General features: G+C 57.2%; 10 protein-coding genes, 1 tRNA gene, 2 rRNA genes and 2 pseudogenes. 10 read left to right on the top strand and 5 right to left on the bottom strand.

The window, feature by feature from the left end; all coding sequences use genetic code 11:
* The first annotated feature begins 513 nt into the window (after nucleotides 1–513).
* The 5 genes and pseudogenes from AVCG78_RS13360 to AVCG78_RS27315 form a co-directional block, all read left to right on the top strand.
* Nucleotides 514–3,454, top strand: a 23S ribosomal RNA gene (locus AVCG78_RS13360).
* Between the two features lie 341 nt (nucleotides 3,455–3,795).
* A 5S ribosomal RNA gene (gene rrf, locus AVCG78_RS13355) occupies nucleotides 3,796–3,910 on the top strand.
* Between the two features lie 119 nt (nucleotides 3,911–4,029).
* Nucleotides 4,030–4,106 (top strand) — tRNA-Met (locus AVCG78_RS13350).
* Nucleotides 4,107–4,581: 475 nt separating this feature from the next.
* Nucleotides 4,582–5,253: pseudogene (locus AVCG78_RS27320) on the top strand (HAMP domain-containing protein); the annotation flags it as partial.
* A 105-nt stretch (nucleotides 5,254–5,358) separates the two neighbouring features.
* Nucleotides 5,359–6,298 (top strand): annotated as a pseudogene (locus AVCG78_RS27315) (methyl-accepting chemotaxis protein); the annotation flags it as partial.
* Between the two features lie 357 nt (nucleotides 6,299–6,655).
* On the opposite strand, the gene AVCG78_RS13340 reads toward AVCG78_RS27315, so the two are convergent.
* On the bottom strand, nucleotides 6,656–9,730 hold the full coding sequence (locus AVCG78_RS13340) for an AAA family ATPase (protein ID WP_071204812.1): 3,075 nt from the start codon (nucleotides 9,728–9,730) through the stop codon (nucleotides 6,656–6,658).
* Nucleotides 9,727–10,866, bottom strand: coding sequence for an exonuclease SbcCD subunit D (locus AVCG78_RS13335; RefSeq protein WP_071584937.1), 1,140 nt, complete (start codon nucleotides 10,864–10,866; stop codon nucleotides 9,727–9,729). Before AVCG78_RS13335 ends, AVCG78_RS13340 begins: the two co-directional genes overlap by 4 nt.
* A 340-nt stretch (nucleotides 10,867–11,206) precedes the next feature.
* Here AVCG78_RS13335 and AVCG78_RS13330 point away from each other — a divergent pair, with 340 nt between their 5' ends.
* Entirely contained in the window at nucleotides 11,207–13,927 is a 2,721-nt protein-coding gene (locus AVCG78_RS13330; RefSeq protein ID WP_071204810.1) for an ABC transporter transmembrane domain-containing protein, read from the top strand.
* A 162-nt stretch (nucleotides 13,928–14,089) separates the two neighbouring features.
* Nucleotides 14,090–14,431 (top strand): cyclic nucleotide-binding domain-containing protein, encoded by a 342-nt coding sequence (locus AVCG78_RS13325; protein WP_234617785.1) that lies wholly within the window; start codon nucleotides 14,090–14,092, stop codon nucleotides 14,429–14,431.
* Between the two features lie 95 nt (nucleotides 14,432–14,526).
* Here the strand turns inward: AVCG78_RS13325 and AVCG78_RS13320 are convergent, their stop codons facing one another.
* Both AVCG78_RS13320 and AVCG78_RS13315 read right to left on the bottom strand, forming a co-directional pair.
* A complete protein-coding gene (locus tag AVCG78_RS13320; RefSeq protein WP_071204809.1) occupies nucleotides 14,527–15,009 on the bottom strand; it encodes a class I SAM-dependent methyltransferase in 483 nt (160 codons plus the stop codon).
* Nucleotides 15,010–15,013: 4 nt separating this feature from the next.
* Complete coding sequence (locus tag AVCG78_RS13315; RefSeq protein WP_071204819.1) at nucleotides 15,014–16,366, bottom strand: nucleotide sugar dehydrogenase; 1,353 nt, start codon at nucleotides 16,364–16,366, stop codon at nucleotides 15,014–15,016.
* Nucleotides 16,367–16,557: 191 nt separating this feature from the next.
* Here AVCG78_RS13315 and AVCG78_RS13310 point away from each other — a divergent pair, with 191 nt between their 5' ends.
* Both AVCG78_RS13310 and AVCG78_RS13305 read left to right on the top strand, forming a co-directional pair.
* A complete protein-coding gene (locus AVCG78_RS13310; protein WP_071584936.1) occupies nucleotides 16,558–17,682 on the top strand; it encodes a glycosyltransferase family 4 protein in 1,125 nt (374 codons plus the stop codon).
* The gene (locus AVCG78_RS13305; RefSeq protein WP_071204807.1) at nucleotides 17,675–18,418 is read left to right on the top strand and encodes a polysaccharide deacetylase family protein; all 744 of its coding nucleotides are present in this window, start codon (nucleotides 17,675–17,677) and stop codon (nucleotides 18,416–18,418) included. The genes AVCG78_RS13310 and AVCG78_RS13305 overlap by 8 nt, the downstream gene beginning before the upstream one ends.
* A gap of 4 nt (nucleotides 18,419–18,422) precedes the next feature.
* On the opposite strand, the gene AVCG78_RS13300 is transcribed toward AVCG78_RS13305, so the two are convergent.
* Complete coding sequence (locus AVCG78_RS13300) at nucleotides 18,423–19,406, bottom strand: glycosyltransferase family 32 protein (protein WP_234665064.1); 984 nt, start codon at nucleotides 19,404–19,406, stop codon at nucleotides 18,423–18,425.
* A gap of 172 nt (nucleotides 19,407–19,578) precedes the next feature.
* Here AVCG78_RS13300 and AVCG78_RS13295 point away from each other — a divergent pair, with 172 nt between their 5' ends.
* Nucleotides 19,579–21,465 (top strand): ABC transporter ATP-binding protein, encoded by a 1,887-nt coding sequence (locus AVCG78_RS13295; RefSeq protein WP_156583091.1) that lies wholly within the window; start codon nucleotides 19,579–19,581, stop codon nucleotides 21,463–21,465.
* Nucleotides 21,466–21,487 lie beyond the last annotated feature (22 nt).

The raw sequence follows: 21,487 nt of genomic DNA, 5'->3' as shown, positions 1-21,487 counted from the left end.
GTGCTCTGGACCTGTTTGGTGGCTGACTTGAGCGGTGAGATAGATATCTTTTGAAGAAAAATAAAGTTTACAGCACTCGAGCGAGTGTTGTCTGTTCTGGTACATTGTGAAGAGAAGATTAATCTGGAGGCTTCCAGGTATTGTGAGGGAAACCTTGCGATGTCCGAGCCCTTTCCTGATGATCCCTAGGATGGTCTAGCCGACCTGACTTTGGTGAAGGATTGGAGGTAGGAAGGAAGCTTGTCACTCTGGATCGTTCGTTGTTCATCGTCTTTGACGATGTCTGATGAATGATCGGATTACCGTTGCCTGACCGCGCGGTACCGGATTTGATCTCGAGAAGCTGGTCTTAAGATAGACTGCAAGTGAGCTGCTCGGCGTAGCTCCAATAAAGCAGATCTATCGAACACGTCGATGGCATCATTGGTTTGGTTGGGTTGTAAAAGGTAACCCGGCCTGCTGATCGCTTCCTTTGGAGGCGACAGCGAGATGATGAGCATTGGCAATGAGAACGATTAAGTGGAATAAGGGCATTTGGTGGATGCCTTGGCATGCACAGGCGATGAAGGACGTGATACGCTGCGATAAGCCGTGGGGAGCTGCGAATAAGCTTTGATCCATGGATTTCCGAATGGGGAAACCCACCTTAGATATCTAGAAAATCTGTTTTGCTAGACCAATCTGTTTTGACCGGTTGTGTGGGACATCCCATACAGGCCGGTAGGCCGTCGCCAAGCGTTTGGCGCACCGTCTGTAGCGCAGGCTCGAAGAGCCGACAGCGTGAAGACAAAACAAACCCCGCGTGTGGGGCGATAGGGTTCGGCAAAAGAGGTTTCTAGATATCGCAAATAAGGTATCTTACTCTGAATACATAGGGGTAAGAAGCGAACTCGGGGAACTGAAACATCTAAGTACCCGAAGGAAAGGACATCAACCGAGACTCCGCAAGTAGTGGCGAGCGAACGCGGACCAGGCCAGTGGCAATGAGGAATAAAGCGGAACAAGTTGGAAAGCTTGGCCATAGTGGGTGACAGCCCCGTACGCGTAGAACACTCATTGTCCTAGAGTAGGGCGGGACACGTGAAATCCTGTTCGAACATGGGGAGACCACTCTCCAAGCCTAAGTACTCGTGCATGACCGATAGCGAACAAGTACCGTGAGGGAAAGGTGAAAAGCACCCCGACAAGGGGAGTGAAATAGAACCTGAAACCGGATGCCTACAAACAGTAGGAGGGCGAAAGCCTGACTGCGTACCTTTTGTATAATGGGTCAACGACTTAGTGTAACTAGCAAGCTTAAGCCGGTAGGTGTAGGCGCAGCGAAAGCGAGTGTTAATAGCGCGATTGAGTTAGTTGCATTAGACCCGAAACCGAGTGATCTAGCCATGAGCAGGTTGAAGGTTGGGTAACACCAACTGGAGGACCGAACCCGCATCTGTTGCAATAGATTGGGATGACTTGTGGTTAGGGGTGAAAGGCCAATCAAACTCGGAAATAGCTGGTTCTCCGCGAAAACTATTTAGGTAGTGCGTCGATCGAATACCTCAGGGGGTAGAGCACTGGATGGGCTATGGGGACTCACCGTCTTACTGATCCTAACCAAACTCCGAATACCTGAGAGTACTAATCGGCAGACACACGGCGGGTGCTAACGTCCGTCGTGAAGAGGGCAACAACCCTGACCTCCAGCTAAGGTCCCCAAGTCATGGCTAAGTGGGAAAGGATGTGAGGATCCCAAAACAACCAGGATGTTGGCTTAGAAGCAGCCATCATTTAAAGAAAGCGTAACAGCTCACTGGTCTAAATAAGGGTCTTTGCGCCGAAAATGTAACGGGGCTAAAGCCATGCACCGAAGCTGAGGATGTGCAGTAATGCACGTGGTAGCGGAGCGTTCCGTAAGCCTGTGAAGGGACAGTCGTGAGACATCCTGGAGGTATCGGAAGTGCGAATGTTGACATGAGTAACGATAAAGGGGGTGAGAGACCCCCTCGCCGAAAGACCAAGGGTTCCTGCTTAAAGTTAATCTGAGCAGGGTTAGCCGGCCCCTAAGGCGAGGCAGAAATGCGTAGTCGATGGGAACCACGTTAATATTCGTGGGCCTGGTGGTAGTGACGGATCACACAAATTGTACAGTCTTACTGGATTGATTGTGCAGTGGAGTGGTTCCAGGAAATAGCTCCACCGTATAGACCGTACCCGAAACCGACACAGGTGGTCAGGTAGAGTATACCAAGGCGCTTGAGAGAACTATGTTGAAGGAACTCGGCAAATTGCACGCGTAACTTCGGAAGAAGCGTGACCCCTTTTTACGCAAGTGGAGAGGGGTGGCACAGACCAGGGGGTAGCGACTGTTTATCAAAAACACAGGGCTCTGCGAAGTCGCAAGACGACGTATAGGGTCTGACGCCTGCCCGGTGCTGGAAGGTTAAAAGGAGAGGTGCAAGCTTTGAATTGAAGCCCCAGTAAACGGCGGCCGTAACTATAACGGTCCTAAGGTAGCGAAATTCCTTGTCGGGTAAGTTCCGACCTGCACGAATGGCGTAACGACTTCCCCGCTGTCTCCAACATAGACTCAGTGAAATTGAATTCCCCGTGAAGATGCGGGGTTCCTGCGGTCAGACGGAAAGACCCCGTGCACCTTTACTATAGCTTTACACTGGCATTCGTGTCGGCATGTGTAGGATAGGTGGTAGGCTTTGAAGCTTGGACGCCAGTTCGAGTGGAGCCATCCTTGAAATACCACCCTTATCGTCATGGATGTCTAACCGCGGTCCGTTATCCGGATCCGGGACAGTGTATGGTGGGTAGTTTGACTGGGGCGGTCGCCTCCGAAAGAGTAACGGAGGCGCGCGATGGTGGGCTCAGACCGGTCGGAAATCGGTCGTCGAGTGCAATGGCATAAGCCCGCCTGACTGCGAGACTGACAAGTCGAGCAGAGACGAAAGTCGGTCATAGTGATCCGGTGGTCCCGCGTGGAAGGGCCATCGCTCAACGGATAAAAGGTACGCCGGGGATAACAGGCTGATGACCCCCAAGAGTCCATATCGACGGGGTTGTTTGGCACCTCGATGTCGGCTCATCGCATCCTGGGGCTGGAGCAGGTCCCAAGGGTTTGGCTGTTCGCCAATTAAAGCGGTACGTGAGCTGGGTTCAGAACGTCGTGAGACAGTTCGGTCCCTATCTGCCGTGGGTGTAGGAATATTGACAGGATCTGTCCCTAGTACGAGAGGACCGGGATGGACATATCTCTGGTGGACCTGTTGTCGTGCCAACGGCATAGCAGGGTAGCTATATATGGAATGGATAACCGCTGAAGGCATCTAAGCGGGAAACCAACCTGAAAACGAGTATTCCCTATCAGAGCCGTGGAAGACGACCACGTTGATAGGACGGGTGTGGAAGCAGGGTAACCTGCGAAGCTTACCGTTACTAATAGCTCGATTGGCTTAATCGTTCTCATTGACCATGCTCATCGACTTCGTCGATGAGCCATCTGTTTAGCGCTCACGCATGAGCGGCTCGTATACGAGCCTATGCTCCGCGAGGGCGCCGAACGATCGGCGACGCGCCTTGCGCTTGCGGACTTCGTCCGAAAGTGCCAAGCAAAACGTCGCGGAATGACGTGTTCATACAATAAGAAAACGGGCAACGCCCGCCAGCTTCTCAATTATGCAAAGCATCAATACGGTTCCGTATCAACGCTTTGGCACCCTTCTGAGCGCAGGCGAAGAAGATGGGTTTGCCAAAGAAAAGGGAACACTATTGGTGCCAAGCGTCAACATTGCCCTTAGCTGACCTGGTGGTCATGGCGGGGCGGCCGCACCCGTTCCCATTCCGAACACGGCCGTGAAACGCCCCTGCGCCAATGGTACTTCGTCTTAAGACGCGGGAGAGTAGGTCGCTGCCAGGTCTGCTAAGCGCAATGTTCATACTCAAATCAATCATCTTCTCTCACATACATCGGCCCCGCCGAAAACATAAAGGGTCGCTCAAGCGACCCTTATTCCGTTAACGAATAACAATATATAACGCGGGGTGGAGCAGCCCGGTAGCTCGTCAGGCTCATAACCTGAAGGCCGCAGGTTCAAATCCTGCCCCCGCAACCAAAATTACATCAATCCCGTAGCCTTAAACGCTGCGGGATTTTTGCGTTTCTTAGCTTCGGTTGCGCCAACACGGCCCTCATCATAGCGCTTCACAATCCCCCAGCCGTCACTTTCAACATAAATCCTGAACACTGCGCAAACTTAACCGCCAGATGCAGCAAACCTAAACGAACAAATTCAATGCCAATAAGTGAAATTGCAAACTTGCAAATTTTGCTGGATCTCGGGGCTTTCTTGCTCTGAAATTCTTCAGCGTCGCTCAGTCTCAAAGGCCTGAAGGCATCATTCAGCCGAAGGTATTAGGTGTCATTTCATAAGCGACCTCTTCTATTCACGAATCCTTTATTGTTCTTCATAATAATCGGATTGTCGACTTTTGAGGAGCATGACGAATTCGTCCGGGTCCTGCCTGGCGAATGACACTCACCTTTGATCCAGATTGATAGACTTATTGTAACGCGTTGGATGGCTCACGATGTCCTTATACACACAGTTCAAAAAATCTTCCCGAGCACAACTAGCAATTACAGAGATCGAAAATCTGACGCGCAGCATGGCTGATGGCGATACATCGCGTCGCGCGCAGGTGGACATTGCGACCGGTGAAGCAAAGATGCTGCTGGACGCGGTCAACAGATTGCTCGACGCGGCTATGCGTCCAGTCTCCGACCTCCGCGATGCCACGGCTCGCATGGCAGTGGACCACGACAAGGGCGATATTGATGCGATCCTTCCGGTCGATGCCTTCAAGGGTGATCTTTCCGTCATGGCGAAGGGCATCAACGAAATGGTCGCTGGCCATATATCGGTAAAAAAGAAGGCGATGGCCTGCGTTCAGGAGTTCAGCGAAGGAAATTTTGAGGCTGCGCTTGAGCGGTTCCCGGGCAAGAAGGCATTCATCAATGACACGGTGGAAACTTTGCGTGGCAATCTCAAGGGCTTTATCGCCGAGATGAACCGGATGTCCGCCGAGCACGATAAGGGTGATATCGACGTCTTCGTGCCTGTCGAGCGTTTTAAAGGCGACTTTGCGGTGATGGCAAAGGGCGTCAACGACATGGTCAATGGCCATATCGTTGTGAAGAAAAAGGCAATGGCTTGCATCAAAGAATTCGGCGAAGGCAATTTTGACGCGGCGCTCGAGCAATTTCCAGGAAAGAAGGCGTTCATCAACGAAACGGTAGAAACGCTGAGGAGCAATTTCCGAGACATCGTCACCGAAATCCGCCGTTTAACCGTTGCGTCGACGGAAGGCAATTTGAGCGAGCGAGGTGTCGCCACTCGGTTTGTCGGAGATTTTTCCAAGATGGTTTCAGGGATAAACGGCATGCTGGATGCCATCCTGTTGCCGATTGGTGAGGGCAATCGCGTACTTAATCTCGTCAGCACCGGCGATTTGACGGAACATGTGGAGATTGCTTGTGAAGGCGACCATCAGAAAATGAAGGATGCAATCAATTCATTGGTCGATAACCTGACGGCCTTTGCAACGGGTGTTGCCAGTGCGGCTGATCAGGTGACGAGCGGCAGCCAGGCGCTCTCCTCCACCTCCGAGCAGCTCTCGCAGGGCGCGACAGAGCAAGCCTCTGCTGCTGAAGAGGCGTCGGCGTCCATGGAGCAGATGGCCGCTAATATCAAGCAAACCGCCGATAATGCATCACAGACAGAGAAGATTGCCCGCCAGTCAGCGAAAGATGCCGAGTTATCCGGCGAGGCGGTTGATAAAGCCGTCAATGCGATGCGAACGATCGCAGAAAAAATTTCCATCGTTCAGGAAATCGCTCGTCAGACAGATCTCCTGGCGCTGAATGCCGCGGTTGAAGCCGCCCGTGCAGGTGAGCATGGCAAAGGCTTTGCTGTTGTTGCATCCGAAGTCCGCAAGCTTGCTGAACGTTCACAGGCCGCAGCAGGAGAGATCAGCGGTCTGTCTAGCGAGACCGTCAAGGCAGCGACCTCTGCTGGTGAAATGCTGCACCGGCTCGTTCCTGATATTCGCAAGACCGCCGAACTCGTCACGGAAATTTCGGCATCCTGCCGTGAACAAGATTTGGGAGCCTCCCAGATAAACGAGGCCATTCAGCAATTGGATCAGGTCACGCAGCACAATGCCAGTGCTTCGGAGGAAATGTCGGCCACCTCTGAAGAGCTTGCGTCTCAGGCGGAAGAATTGCAGTCTTCGCTGACTTTCTTCCAGACCAGTGACAATGGCGATTCCCAGGCACGCAAATCGCGGGTGTCAATTGCACCAGTTCGAAAGGCAGCGCCATCGGCCCAGCCGGTCCGCAAGCCAATGGCAAACCGATCCGTTGCGGCGCAGCAAGCCCGCGCGAAGGGCTTTGCTCTCGATCTTTCCATGGGTGGCCCTGACGCAGAAGATGATCGCTTTCATCAACTCACTTAATACCAAGGTATCGCAGATGCTCCCTCATACTCGCCTTCAGCAGCTTATCAATGTCTCAAATGCATCAAGTGTTTGAGACATTTGCAAAAAAAACGATGAGTCATTTTCAATGACTCATCGTATAAAGCGGATGAGACGTGACCAGCTGTTACATCATTCCTCGAGCTTCCACATGGCTGCCATCGCTGTCCTTCCTGACGTAAAAACCATTCGGAATTGCTTCCTGAACAAGCGGAACATGAGATATCAGTCCAACAGTGCGGTTCTGGCTGGCCAGGCTATTCAAAGCCTGCAAGACCAGATCAAGTGTGCCTGAGCCGTTTTCTGTATCAAGGCTGCCAAAGCCTTCATCGAGGAAAATCGTATCGAGGCGCACCTTGCCGCTGGCGCTTTCGACCACGTCGGCCAGGCCCAGGGCAAGTGCCAGGGCGGCGATGAAGGTTTCACCACCGGAAAGCGTTGCGGTGGGTCTCGCCTTGCCGGTATGGATATCGAAGGCAAGAATGCCCAGACCGCGCTTGCCTCGTCCGCCGGATTCAATGTCGCGTTCCAGCCTGTAGCGACCATTGGTCATCGGCCCCAGCCGTAGGTTGGCGGCCTGCAAGACCTGTTCGAACATCGCGCCGATGGCGAAGGTTTCCAGTTTCAGTTTCTGCCGGTTCTGGGCATCGAACAGGCCAGCCAGCTCCCGCAGAGGGCCGGAGGTTGCCTCGGCTTCGTCAAGCCGTTTGGCGATGCCGGCAAGCTCTTGGCGCAAGTTTTGCAGGTGATCGAGCCGAGCCGCCGTTGCTGCGCGCAGTGTAACGGCTGTATCGAAAGCGGCTTCAGCGGACGCAAGCGCCTCTTGATGGGCGAGAAGGTCCGGCGGCTGCTTACCCGTGAGCGCGGTCTCCAATTCCAAGAGCTTTTCACTGTCGCGCTGCAATTGGCGCTGGTGGGTCTCTATCGTCGCTTTGTCACGCTCAAGTGTCGTGATTGCAGGTTTCAGGCGGTTCAGATCGTCGCGCGTCAGGCCAGCGTCGCGCAGGCGATCCTCGAAACCCTGATTTTCCTTTTCGAAGCGGGCTTGTCTTTCGGTCAGGATGTTTTCGGCGGCTTCGCTGTCTTTGTGCGCGCTGAATGCCGCTTCGCGCGTTGCCGTTGCGGCTTCTTCGCTGCGCTTCAATGCCGTTTCCCGGCTTGTCATCAAGGCCTTCGACTGTTGAAGCTGGCGCTCCAGGGCTGCTTTATCTCGCAGATGTGCTGCGATGCCGGAGAGCATTTCGGCAAGTCGCGTTTCACCATTGCTGGTCTCGGTTTTCAGCGCGGCCAGCCGATCCCGGTGCTGATCCAGCCGGGCTTGGGCATCGGTGATGGCTTTTCCAAGATTTTCGAGCGCGGTTTCGGCAGCGGCGATATCGATGGCCGGGCCAAGTCCGCGAAGGGCACGCTCCATCCCTTCCATGTCCTGACGCAACTCCTGGATCTGCTGCTCGGGCCGCTCCAGATCTCCTAGGCGACCTTGGCGTTCATTGACCGTGGCTTGCGCAGAGGCATGAGCGGTAGCGCTATGCTGCTCTTCCAATCGCGCCTTTTCCAGCGCCTGTTTCGCTTCGCGAAAGGCCTTGTCCAATCCGGCCTCGGCACTGTCCCCCATCGCAGGGGCCGGATGGTCGGTTGCGCCACAAACAGGGCAGGGGAGACCAGGCCCCAGCTTTGCTGCCAGATGGAGAGCCTGCGCGGAGGCAAGCCGGCGCTCGGCCTGATCGAACAGTGCGGCGGCGCTGATAGCCTGAGCCTGTCGTTCGGTATGGATGCTTGCGCTATGGTTTACCTGTTGGCGGGCCTGTTGCAGATCTTTTTCGGCCCGCTCCACCATCTCGGCCTGCTTCACCTGGGCCTGCAAGGCCGCAAGGTTTACGGTCAATGATTGCCTGCGCTCATGGGCAAGGCGGGCCTGTTTCAATGCCTGTTCCCGGACTTGCCGCTTGCCAGTCAGCTCGGCAAGACCGGCCTCTGCGGTTCGGAATGCGGCCTGTTCCTCCTGCACGCGTCGTTTGGCCGCCTCGACCGATGCGGTGAGGCCGGTAGCTTTTTCAAGCACACCCCGATCGCGTTCCAGCTGATCGATTGTCCGGCGCAGCGCCTCTATTTCGCTTTTGCTTTGTATTTGTTGAAGGTAGGCAACTTGCGCTTGTTGCGCAGTTGCCTGCGTCGATGTCTGGATCTGCATTGCCAGAGACAGCGCGGCCTGTGCATCCTTGCAATCGCGCTGTGCCTCGATCACCCGGTTCTCCGCATCGGCCAGTGTCCGGGCGCGTTCGGCGGATGTGACCTGCGCTTGCAGCGCGGCCATGTCTGTGGCCTGGTCGAGGGTTTTCTGTTTTGCCTGACGAGCGGCGTCCATGGACTTGAACTGGTTATCGGTGTCTCTCGCTGCTTGCAACGAAGCGCGGGCGGCATCCGCCTCAGCCCGTAAATGCTGTTCCGCTTGCTGCCGGTCGGTGAGCGACGATGCCGCCTCGGCAATCCCGTCCATCAGTGCCTGCATGCTGTCGAACCCGTCGGCACCGAGGCGGCGAAGGCAGACAGCGCGTTCCTCGCGCACCAGCCGTTCGGCGCTTTCGGCGTCGCTCTTCAGTTTTGCCGCTAGCCGGCGATAGAGTGACACATCAAAGAGGGCGCTGAGAATCTCCTGTCGTTCCTGGGTTTTGGCGGCAAGAAAGGCCTCGAACCGGCCTTGCGGCAGAAGCACGATCTGCTTGAACTGTTCAGGACCGTAACCCAGCAGATCGGTAATTTTTTCGCGTACCAGGCCGATCTTTTTTTCAGCCAGCACCTTGCCTGGCTGGGCGGCGGTAATTTCGCTTTCGCCAAGCCCGGTGGCATCGAACAGCCAGGCCTCATGGGCGTCCCGGGTTTCTCCTCCGCCGCGCTGTTTTGGTCGCATCTGTTCAGGACGACGTCGGATCACGTAGCGGCGCGCACCGAGATCGAATACGAATTCCACCTCGGTGGCGAGATCGGGTGAGGCGTGGTCGGAGCGCAGCGAGATGGTGTCCTGCTCGGCTCTCGCCGCTTCCCCGAATAGGGCAAAGGTCATGGCGCTGAAAATCGTCGATTTTCCTGATCCCGTTTGGCCGTAGATGCCGAACAGGCCAGCGGCGACCGCTTCGCGAAAATCGATGGATTGGCGTCCGGCATAGGGGCCAAAGGCCTGCATCACCAAGCGGACAGGTCTCATGCGGCATTCTCCTCGGCGTCCAGATCGTCCAGCATGGCCGTTACCAGCGCGCGTTCTGGCTCGGAGATCGGCTCATCACGAACCTGGGCGATGAAATCGGCGATCACCTCCAGCGGATCGGCTGGTGCAGCCGTGCTGATGGCGAATTTCAGCTCCGGCGCCCGCTCGTCACGGGCATAGGTCAACTGGCAGGCATTGGGAAACACCGCCCGCAGCCGCTTCATCGGGTCGATCAGCGGGGTGGGATCGGTCAGCACCGCCTTGATGAAGTCCTGCGACGGTTGGGCCAGAAGCAGATCGGCCAATAGCCCGCGCAACAGGCGCACGGCCCGTGGTGGGTTGAAATCGATGGTTTCGATCCGTGCCCGACCATCGGCGTCGAGATCGACCAGGGTCATGGATTTCTGTTCGCTGGCCTCGCCGAAACTGAACGCCAGCGGTGAGCCGGAATAGCGGATGTGAGGGGCTGAAACATGTTGTGGCCGGTGTAGATGACCGAGTGCCACATAATGAGCGCCGTCGAAAATCTCCGGTGACACGGTCTCAATACCGCCGACGCGGGCCAGCGGACGTTCCGTCTCGCCGCTTGTTCCTCCGGCGACAAAGGCGTGGGCGATCATCACCCAACGCGCACTCTCCGGCAGGCTGCGGCGCGCGTCGGCCACCTGGGCGGCCAACACGTCTTGCGGTGTGGCGATGGCCGGGTCGGCAAAACATTCGCGGGCGGCAAACTCATAGGCGAAGGGCAGGGCGGAAAACGCCACCGGTCCATGGGCGTCATGCAGGACAAGGGGTGTCATATCTCTTGCAATTGGACCCTGAATGAGCGCGCGGCGCCTGTCGGTCATGATCGCCATGGCACCAATCCGGTCGCCGGAATCGTGATTGCCGGCAATGATCGCCACGGCGGCGGTGGTTTCTGCCGCCACCCGTGACAGGAAGGCGTTGAACTGGCGTACCGCTGTTGCCGGAGGGGCTGCCCGGTCGAAAATATCGCCGGCAATAATCAGGATGTCGGCCCGGGTCGTGATGAGGGCATCAACGATCTGGTCGAGAATGGCGTCTTGATCCTCGTCCAGCGATAATCCGTTCAGTTGGCGGCCCAGATGCAGGTCGGCGGTGTGGAGGATTTTCATGGCGTCCGATCCGGTGAGCGATGTCCGTCAGGATTATCTACCGGCATAATGCCGCAGGCTCCAGATGAAACACCTGCCAGGACGGCTTATCCCGGGCTCTTTGCGTGCAAGTCGAGGATGTGTTCACGTCTTTTGGTCTTGCTATGGTGGTAAGTCGGATAAGGATTGCCTTTTTGCTACTCACCTGCGATCACTTTGGTGCTGCGGTTTGGTTTTTTTGCTATCCTGCTGGGCAGGATGGCTTTCCGGCAGCCTGGCTTGTCCTTATAAACAATTGTCTTGAATGGGTGACGCACGGGCGTTGTCCGGCACGAATAGTGGTCCGCGTGATAACCAACTGATGGAAAAAAGCCTACTCCTTTATATATGGCGGCATACGCGCAAGCAGCAGATCTGGGTTCTGACGATTGTTATCCTGTCGATGGTGCCGTATTTTCTGGCCTTCGACCTGCCCAAGCGCATCATCAATGGGCCGATCCAGGGAAGCGGGTTCGAAGCGCCGGATTCCCGACAGCCGCTGTTTGCCTTCGACTGGACCGTGCCTCTGACCGATTGGTCATTGAATTCGGACGGCATTTCCCTTGACCGCATGTCGAGCCTGATGGCGCTGAGCGGCGTCTTCCTGCTGCTGGTGATCGTCAACGGGTTGTTTAAATTCTACATCAATACCTATAAGGGCAGGCTTGGAGAACGCCTTTTGCGGCGGATCCGCTATGAGCTTGTGGACCGGGTGCTGCGGTTCCCGCCAAGCTATGTCAAGCAGATCCATTCCTCTGAAGTCTCGACCATGGTGCGCGACGAGGTGGAGCCGTTTGGCGGCTTTACGGGGGATGCCTTCGTGCAGCCGACCATGCTGGGCGGCCAGGCCTTGGCCGCGCTGTTCTTCATTTTCCTGCAAAGTTTCTGGCTTGGCACGATTGCAGGCGCAATGGTCGGCCTTCAGGTCGGCATCATTCCCAAAATGCGCCGCCGCTTGCTCATTCTTGGCCGTCAGCGGCAGCTTCAGGCCCGGCAATTGGCCGGAAAGGTCGGGGAAATCGTCGATGGCGTCGGCACGATCCATGCCTATGATACGTCCAATTATGAACGCGCCGATATCTCGAAGCGGCTCGGCGATATTTTCAAGATTCGCTACGATCTCTATCGCTGGAAGTTTTTTGTCAAATTTTTCAACAACTTCCTGTCGCAGCTGACGCCCTTTCTTTTCTATTCCATCGGCGGCTATTTCGCGCTGAAGGGCAGTCTGGACGTGGGCCAGCTGGTGGCTGTCATCAATGCCTACAAGGATCTTCCCGGTCCGTTGAAAGAGCTGATCGACTGGGACCAGTCGCGCCAGGACGTGCAGGTAAAATATGAACAGGTGCTCGAACAATTCGAGCCGCCGCAGATGATTGAGCCAGCGCTACAGGCGTTGGCGCCTGTGGGAATGGCTGCCCGTGCTGGCCAGCTCGCCTTGCAGAATGTGACCTTGCAAGATAGCGGCGGCGCCAAGGTGGTTGAAAATCTCAGTCTGAAAATCGGACAGGGAGAGACGATTGCCGCTATCGACAATCGCGGCGTTGGTGCGGAAGTGATGGCTGAGGCCATTGGCCGGTTGAACTGGCCGGTGGCGGGAAAGATCGTGCTTGGAGATGCCGACCTGCTGGAATTGCCGGAATCTGTGACGGGCCGGGCCATTTCCTATGTATCTGCCGATGGTTATTTCTTTCATGGTAGCCTCAAGGAAAACCTGATTTACGGGCTGAAACATGCGCCGACCAATTCGGTGAACTATACCGGGCGCGAGGCGATGAAACGCCGTTGGGAGATCAGGGAAGCGCAATTATCTGAAAACTCCGATCTCGATCCCAATGCCGACTGGATCGACCGGCGGGCGACGTCCGTGCTGCACGGCGAAGCCAGCGACTTGAAAAAATCGATCCTGACGGCGCTCGATACCGTGAAACTGACCAGCGATGTGATGGAGCTTGCGCTGCATTCCATCGTCGATCCGCTTGAATATCCGGACCTGACAGAAAAAGTGGTGGAGTTGCGTCTGGCGCTGCGTGATGAATTGCAGCGGCAGGGTCTTGCCAATCTCGTGGTTCACTTTGACCCTAATGCCTATAATGCCGAGGCGACATTGGGAGAAAACCTGTTGTTCGGGACGCTGCGTCCGATCGTCAATGGACCTGTCTATGCCCATCAAAGTGATTATTTCTATGATGTGCTGGAGCGCGCCGGTCTGCTCAGCCTGTTTTATGAGATGGGTTTCCTGATTGCGGAAAACCTTGTGGAAATCTTCGGCGGTCTGCCAGCCGATCACCCGTTCTTCCAGCAGCTCGATGTCCTGACCGCTGACGACGTGGTGTTTTACCAACAGATACTGCAACGCCTTCAAGGCCGGACCAAGCCGGTGCCGAACGAGGAAGAGCAACGGGCAATGATCCGGCTCAGCTTCAATTATGTCGAGCCGCGCTATCGTATGGGTGTGCTGACGGCTGAAGTGATGGACAAGATCGTCGGCGCCCGCGACCTGTTTCACGACAACCTGTCACCGGACCTGCGCCATAGTATCGAACGCTACGATCCGCATCGCTACATGGCGGCGGCGACGCTGCGTGAGAACGTGATCTTCGGCAAACTCGTCAATCGCAATCCAGAAGCCCTGCCGAAATTCCGCGAGCTGGCGGCAAAACTGAGCTCGAAGAAAGGCCTGACGGAGCGGTTCCTGGCGCTGGGACTGGAGTTCGACATTGGCAGCGGAGGCCGCAGGCTGACCATCGTTCAGCGCCACAAGCTCAACCTTGCCCGCGCGCTGGTGCGGCGTTGTGACTATTATATCTTCAACAAAGCTCTGCCGGGCCTCGACGCGCGTGTTCAGGAGGATATCGTTAAGGATGTGCTTGCATTTCTGCGCGAGCAGGACAATGATCCCTCTATCCTTTGGGTTTTGTCGAACACATCATTGTCAAAAAACTTTGATCGTGTTCTGATACTCGACAGCGGTTCATTGGTCGCGGACGGGACGTTCGAGGCCTTGGGCAATGAAAATGATATTTTCAAGGCATTGGTGGCATGAGGGGTCAGGCCACCGAAAACCCGGAAGTTGGTGGCAAGCATGTTACTGCGAGACGAAGTGCAGCTATTGCGGAATATTCCATACTTCAAGCACGTTGATCCGTGCAAACTGAAGCTCCTGGCCTTCGCGTCGCAAAGGGCCACGTATAAGCCCGGAGACATTTTGTTTCGCCAAGGTGATGGCGGCGATTCCGCTTATGTCATCCTGTCGGGAAAGGTTGATTTGCTGTCAGGCCCGCCCACAGGTGAAGTCAGAATAGGCGAGGCTGACAGCAAATCCATCATCGGTGAAATGTCGCTTCTTTGCCATGGTCCGAGACGGATGACCGCCCGCGCCGCGACGGAAGTCGAAACACTTCGCATCGCCAAGGACTGTCTTGGCAAGGTCATGGCCGATAGCCCGCGTATGAGCATGGAGTTCAGCCGTGCACTTGCAGAGCGACTTCGGGCAATGACAACCGAACTCGACACTGTTCGCTTGGGACAGCTCTCTCTTGTCGATTAAAGGTCGGCAAAACAAGATCTTATGATCTTAAAATCGCCTGTATTTCAGGCGGATTTGAGGCAAATGCCTCGCATTACCGATGTCGATGCAAAAAATCAGGGCAGGCGGCGATAGAAGAAATAGCGGTCTTTCTCGATATGATCGAGGACCGGTAACGGCTCGAGTGCTTCGTGGTTGAGCGGCAGGCCACTGAGCGCATAGCCGTCTGGCCGCAGCATTCCCGCCACCATATCCGGCAGCCAGGTCAGCGTGACCGCATCCCGATCGGGATAGCCAGTGCCGATATCGGCGTGGACAAAGGCTGCGCCGCAGCCGATGAAGTCCTGGCCGGTCTGGTCGATTTCCCCCAGGATCAGGTCGCTTTCCGGTGGAATGGAGCTTTTATGCGCGCCCAATTGCCGGTCGAAGGCGATGATGCGACGACCGGTGAAATTCTCCCGCAAATGACTGAAGGTCCGGCCATTGCCAAGGCCGATTTCCAGCACCGGCCCTTCCGGCAGGGGGTAGTGATCACGCACATGGTTCAAAAGATCGCGCTGGGCGCTCATGCGGTTGATGAAACTGTCGAGACGGCTCATGGGATCACGCTTTCACAATCGTGTGGCCCGCTGCCTGATCGGCAATGTTGCGGCGGGCAAGGGCGTTGCGGGTATCGATGATCAGCGGACACCAATCGGCCAGCTGCTGGTAATCGACCGTGTCATGGTCGGTGGCGATCAGCACGGCATCAAAGGTGGCGAGACTTTCCTGGTTCCAGGCGATGCTGCGACGGCCCTTCAGATGGCTATATTCGCGGGTTTTCGGAATTTCGGGCAGGAAGGGGTCGAAATAGGCGACCTCGGCACCGCGCTCCAGAATAAGCTCCATCAGCCGCAGCGACGGGCTTTCCCTGATGTCGGGGACGTTTTTCTTGTAGGCCAGCCCCAGGATCAGCACGCGCGACCGGCTCAGCGCCTTTCCTGCCTTGCGGTCCAGCGCTTCGGCCAGCCTGGAGACGACGTGATGCGGCATGGACGTGTTGATCTCGCCCGCCAGCTCGATGAACCGGGTTGGCTGGTCATATTGGCGTGATTTCCAGGTCAGGTAAAACGGATCGATGGGAATGCAATGGCCGCCGAGGCCGGGGCCGGGATAAAACGGCATATAGCCAAAGGGCTTGGTTTTGGCAGCGTCGATTACCTCCCAGACATCGATGCCCATGGCGTCATAGACCAGCTTCAATTCATTGACCAAGGCGATATTGACAGCGCGGAAGATGTTTTCGGTCAGCTTGACGGCTTCCGCCGTCGCGGTGGAAGAGACCGGCACCACGGTTTTGACCACGGCGCCATAAAAGGCCGCCATCAAGGCCGAAGCGTCGGGGCCATCGCCGGCGATGACCTTCGGGATGGTCGAGGTTTCAAACTCGCGGTTACCCGGATCTTCTCGTTCAGGGGAAAAACCGAGGAAGAAATGCTCTCCGGCCCGCAATTCCGAATGTTCGAGGATCGGCTTTACTACTTCTTGCGTGGTGCCGGGATAGGTGGTGGATTCCAGCACGATCAGCTGACCGGGCCTCAGCGACTTGGCAATCTGGCGGCAGGTGTTTTCCACATAGGATAGATCTGGATCGCGGTTCTTGGTCAGTGGCGTTGGTACGCAGATGGCGATCACGTCATAATCGGCCAGTGCCAGGAAATCCGAGGTGGCGGAAAAACGGCCCGCCGCGCATTCTTCGCGCAGAATATGCTCCGGCACGGCCTCGATATAGCTTGTCCCGGCCTCGATGGCATCGATCTTGGCGGCGTCGATATCAAAGCCCATCACTGTGAATCCGGCCTTGGCAATACTGATGGCCAATGGCAGGCCGACATAGCCGAGTCCGATCACCGCTGCCTTGGCATGGCGGGACTGGATGGCGGACAGCAATTCGGCGGCAACGGGATGATGGGACATGGTGGGATAAAGCTCCGCAGGCGATTTCAATACCGGCTTCAGTTGCGGTTCGCATGATGGGATGTCAAGGGTGTGCGATGATCTTGTCGGGCAATGTTGATCGGCTGTGATGCGTGGCGAGAAATCTGCATCTGCCTCTTGCAACAGCCTGCGGACTGCGCACATGTCCCTGCATGACGATGAGGCTGCCCATGAAAATCGGCTTTTACGCGCCGTTGAAATCCCCCGATCATCCGATCCCCTCCGGCGACCGGCTGATGGCGCGCCTCCTGCTGCGCGCTTTGCGGATGGCGGGTCATGATGTCAGCGTGGCCTCCGATCTGCGCAGTTTCCACGCGACGCCGGAGACGGTTCTGCCGGATCTGGCCGAGGCGGCGCAGGAGGAGATTGAGCGGCTGGCCGGGCTTTATCAGCGCCAGGGCAAACCGGATCTGTGGTTTTGCTATCACCCGTATTACAAAGCACCGGACCTGATCGGCCCACCGCTCTGCCACCGGTTCGCGATCCCCTATGTCACCGCCGAGGCCTCCTATTCGCAGCGGCGCAATCTGGGCGTCTGGGCTGGTTTTCAGGATATGTTGCTGGATACGATCAGGACCGCCGCTGTCAATCTCTGCCTGACGGCGCGGGATATGCAGGGTTTGCAGGCCGTCGCTCCACAAGCCCGGCTGGCTAGGCTAACCCCTTTTATCGATGCGCAGGCCTTTCTTGTCCGCCCGCGGCAGCCAGAGCAACATCTGCTGGCAACCGTTGCAATGATGCGCCCCGGCGATAAGATCAGCAGCTATGGCGCGCTGGCCAAGGCGCTGGCACTGCTGCCCGATCTTGCCTGGCGGCTGAAGGTGGTGGGTGATGGACCTTGTGGGGCCGAGGTACGGGCGCTGTTTTCCGGCTTTCCGCCGGATCGAGTCGAATTCCTGGGCGAGCAACCGCCGCAAGTCGTCGCCGAGATCTTATCGACCGCATCGGTCTATGTCTGGCCGGGCCATGGCGAAGCCTATGGCCTTGCCTATCTGGAAGCCCAGGCGGCAGGCCTGCCGGTCGTGGCCGAGGCCGTGGCGGGCGTGCCGGAAGTGGTTGCGCCCGGTGTCACGGGATTTTTAACGCCGCCCGGCGACGCGTCTGCCTATGCGCAAGCCATCGCGACCCTGCTGACCGATGCGTCCCAACGCCAGACAATGGCGCAGGCGGCGCGCAAGATGGTCGAGCAGGATCGCTCGATTGAGGCGGCCAGCGCCCGGCTTTCCACTGTTCTGGAACAGTGTCTGGGCGATAACGCTAAACTGGAATCGGAAGGCGGGAATCATAATGTCTGAAATTCTCTTGAGACAGTGCCTCGATGATCTCGCCACCCAGGGAAAGGCGGTCAAATTCTGGCTACGGGATGACGATGCGGTTGAGCCGAGCGGTCCCTTGGAGACCCTGCTGGCGCTTGCCCGCCGCTTCCAGATACCGCTAACGCTGGCGGTCATTCCCGAGCCGACGGGTGTGACGCTGGCCGGATTGCTGCGGGCAGAATCCCTGGCCACCATTGCCGTGCATGGTTGGAACCACCAGAGCCATGCTGGTCCGGGCGAAAAGAAGCAGGAACTGGGTGGGCATCGCCCGGCAGCAATCGTCCTGGAGGAGCTGCGCCATGGATTGGCCAAGCTGCGCGGACTTTACGGTGAACAGTTGCTGCCGATGCTGGTGCCGCCCTGGAACCGGATCGACAAGGCTTTGCTGCCAGCGCTGCCCGGTCTCGGCTTTACTGCGCTGTCGGTGTTTGGCCGGGAGAAGCGAGGGGCGGTCTTGGCTCTCCTCAACACCCATGTGGATGTAATGGACTGGCGCGGGACGCGGGGTGGGCGTGATGCCGATATCCTGTTTGCGGAACTGGCTGCCTATCTCGCCCCAGAATCTGAGCCTTTACAGGCCATCGGCATCCTCACCCATCATCTGGTTCATGACCAAACGGTCTGGGATTTCCTGACGCGGCTGTTCGCCCTGACCGCCACCCATCCGGCCTGCCGCTGGGAAAGTGCGCGGACATTGCTTCAGCGGCAAGCATAAGCACCTACCAGGATTTCCAACCGATCAGTAATCCGCCATCCGTGGCCAGGGCCGCATCCCGCGCCGTCTCCACCTCGGCAAACGGCGCGCCGCGCTCCAGATTGGCGGCAATGAGGCTCGCGTCGGGAACGGTAAAGCTGGTGCCGCGAAACACCACGGTCATCAGCAGCGGCCCGGTGGACCACCAGGCGGGGGCATCCGGCAGCAGCGCCATGGCTTGCGGCATGGTCTCGATAATCCGCGCAAAGACCGGATGGCCGGGCGGGCTGGCGACCAAGGAATTGGTTAGCAGCAAGCTACCAAGGCCGGTCTGACGCGGCGTGTCCTCGGCAAGGGCGGCAAGCCCGGTCAGAGGCAGGCAATCGGCAAAGCCGATATCGTCGCGGGCCGGATACCAGTCGCAGTCGAGGTAAATCCCGCCGAATTGCTCAAGGATCAGATAGCGCGCCACATCCACGGCACCGGGATAGTCGCTACGCGCCAGCATGGCTTTAAAGCTTGGATGCTGGTCAAACCCCTGTGCTTCAAGGTCGGCCTCGCGCCACAGCCGATAGGCAAAGCCATGGCGGGCGCAGTGGTTGGCCCAGGCCTGGCAGGCGGGTGGTAGGGCGAGTGTTCCGAGCCAGATCTGGTGCAGCACTCTTGGGACTGGCACGCGGTTCAGCACCGCCATATCTCGCCGCTCATCGCTGCTGAAGCGCGAAAACGGCAAAAGCAGGTCCGGCGGTGGCGCAAGTGTATATTGCAGCCCGGTGACCCGCAGCCGGTCGCCCGCGATCTTGGCCAGCTTCAGATAGGCTGAATGCAGTTTGCGCGGCAAGCCAAGGGCGGTGTCCGGCCCCAATTCGGCCTGCGCCAGCAAGCCATGGTCGCCAGCCAGGCCATCCAGTATGGCTTTTGCCGCCTCAGGCTCCCGCTTACGGGCAAGCTCCAGGCTTTGGGCAATTATGGCGCGACTTTTCTGTCGGGGTGGAAGGTCATGACTCACGATTACAGGTCCATTTTATCAGTCTTCAGTCCTACCGATAAAAAACTGACATGTGCAAGCCGTAAAGCCATGTCCGGGTCGCGATTAAAGCATGTGTGTCAGCGATAGACATCAATGATTTGCTAAGATACGGTACCTACAAAGTCATAAGACGGGTTGGGAAAAGTGACGCATGGCAGAATGCGCAGATCTGCTTTATGTGGATAATATCAGTGTGTCTTTTCCCCTGTTGGGCGCAAGCATCCAGGCGGTCAAGTCTTTCAGCATGGTGCTGCGGCCCGGCAAGGTCACGGCGCTGGTCGGTGAATCCGGGTCGGGTAAATCCGTGCTTGGACGCTCGATCATGGGGATCGAGTCCAACCTGGCACAGATCAATGGCCGGGTTGTTTTTAATGATCCGCAAAAGGCAGCCCAGGTCGATCTGCTGTCCTTGCCCTATGATGGTCGTCAGATCCGCCAGATTCGCGGCAACCGGATCGGCATGATCTTCCAGGAGCCGATGACCTCGTTCTCGCCGGTCCATACCGTCGGCAATCAGATCGAGGAAGTGTTGCGGGTCCACACCACGCTTTCGCCGCGCGAACGCCAGGAGCGGCTGGAGGAAATGCTGGGTCTGGTCGGGTTCAACGACCCGGCCCGTGTGGCGACCATGTATCCGTTCGAACTGTCCGGCGGCATGCGCCAGCGGGCGATGATTGCCATGGCGCTGATCTGCAATCCGGCACTGCTGATTGCCGATGAACCAACCACGGCGCTTGATGTCACCATCCAGGCGCAGATCCTCAAGCTTTTGAAGGAATTGCAGGAAAAGCTTGGCATGGCGATCCTGCTGATCACCCATGATCTGGGTGTTGTCGCCAGTCTGGCTGATGAAGTCGTGGTGATCTATCGCGGCGAGGTGATGGAATCCGGCCCGGTTGAGGCAATTTTTAGCGCGCCGCAACATGCCTATACCAAGGGCCTGATGCAGGCCGTGCCGCATTTCGACATGGACCGCAACGAGCGCCTGAAGCCGCTTCGGGAAATCCGCGTCGATACCGGCCGGTTGATGGACAAATGTCGCGTGCCGTCCGGCGGCGATGGCGTGTTGCTCTCGGTGCGCAATATTTCCAAATCTTTCCAGTCCAAGGGCTCGAACGGGTTTTTCTCGCGCCCATCTTCGCCGACTTTGGCCGTCAACGATGTCTCCTTCGATATTTTTCGCGGTGAAACCTTAGGCTTGGTGGGCGAAAGCGGTTGCGGCAAGACCACGCTCAGCAAGATTTTGATGCGCGGCGTCACGGCTGATCACGGTACGGCTGTCTATCATGGTGCCGATGGCCCGCTGGATATGCTGAAGGCTGAAGGCTCAAAGCTGCAAGACCTGCGTACCCGCATCCAGATGGTGTTTCAGGACCCTGTCTCTTCGCTGTCGCCGCGCATGACGGTGCGCGGCATCATCAGTGAACCCTTGGAAATTCATGAGCGTGGCAACCGGGCCGCTCGGCTGGATCTGGTCAACCGGCTGATCCATGCGATTGGTCTCCCTGAGACGGCATTAGGCCGCTATCCGCATAGTTTTTCCGGTGGTCAGCGGCAGCGGATCGGCATTGCCCGGTCGCTGGCGCTGGGGCCGGATCTTGTGATCTGCGATGAGCCGGTCTCGGCACTGGATGTCTCGGTGCAGGCACAAATCCTCAACCTGATGAAGGATTTGAAGAGTGAGCTTGGCCTGACCTATCTGTTCATTTCCCACAATCTGGCCGTGGTGAATTACATGGCCGACCGGGTGGCGGTGATGTATGCGGGCCGTATTGTCGAGATTGCCCCTTGCGAGGTGATCATGCGCGATCCGGTCCATCCCTATACCAAGAAATTGCTGGCAGCGGTTCCGCTGCCCAACCTGGATCATCCGATGGATTTCAACCTGATCGGAGAACCGTCGCTGGCTGCCAAAAAGCGCTGGGCCAGGCATTTTCACGATGAAGGTGATCCGGCAACGCTTGCCCATGCCGATCTGGGTGGTGGCCATCTGGTTTTGGCCCGCCGTGAGGTGGATGCAAGGGAGTTGCGCTCGTGATCCCCCACCACCTTACCCGCCG

The organism is Gillisella vitis, assembly GCF_021559775.1.
Taxonomy (GTDB): Bacteria; Pseudomonadota; Alphaproteobacteria; order Rhizobiales; family Rhizobiaceae; genus Allorhizobium; species Allorhizobium ampelinum.
The sequence above is the reverse complement of the archived record's forward strand: the minus strand, read 5'-3'. Positions and strand labels throughout refer to the sequence as shown.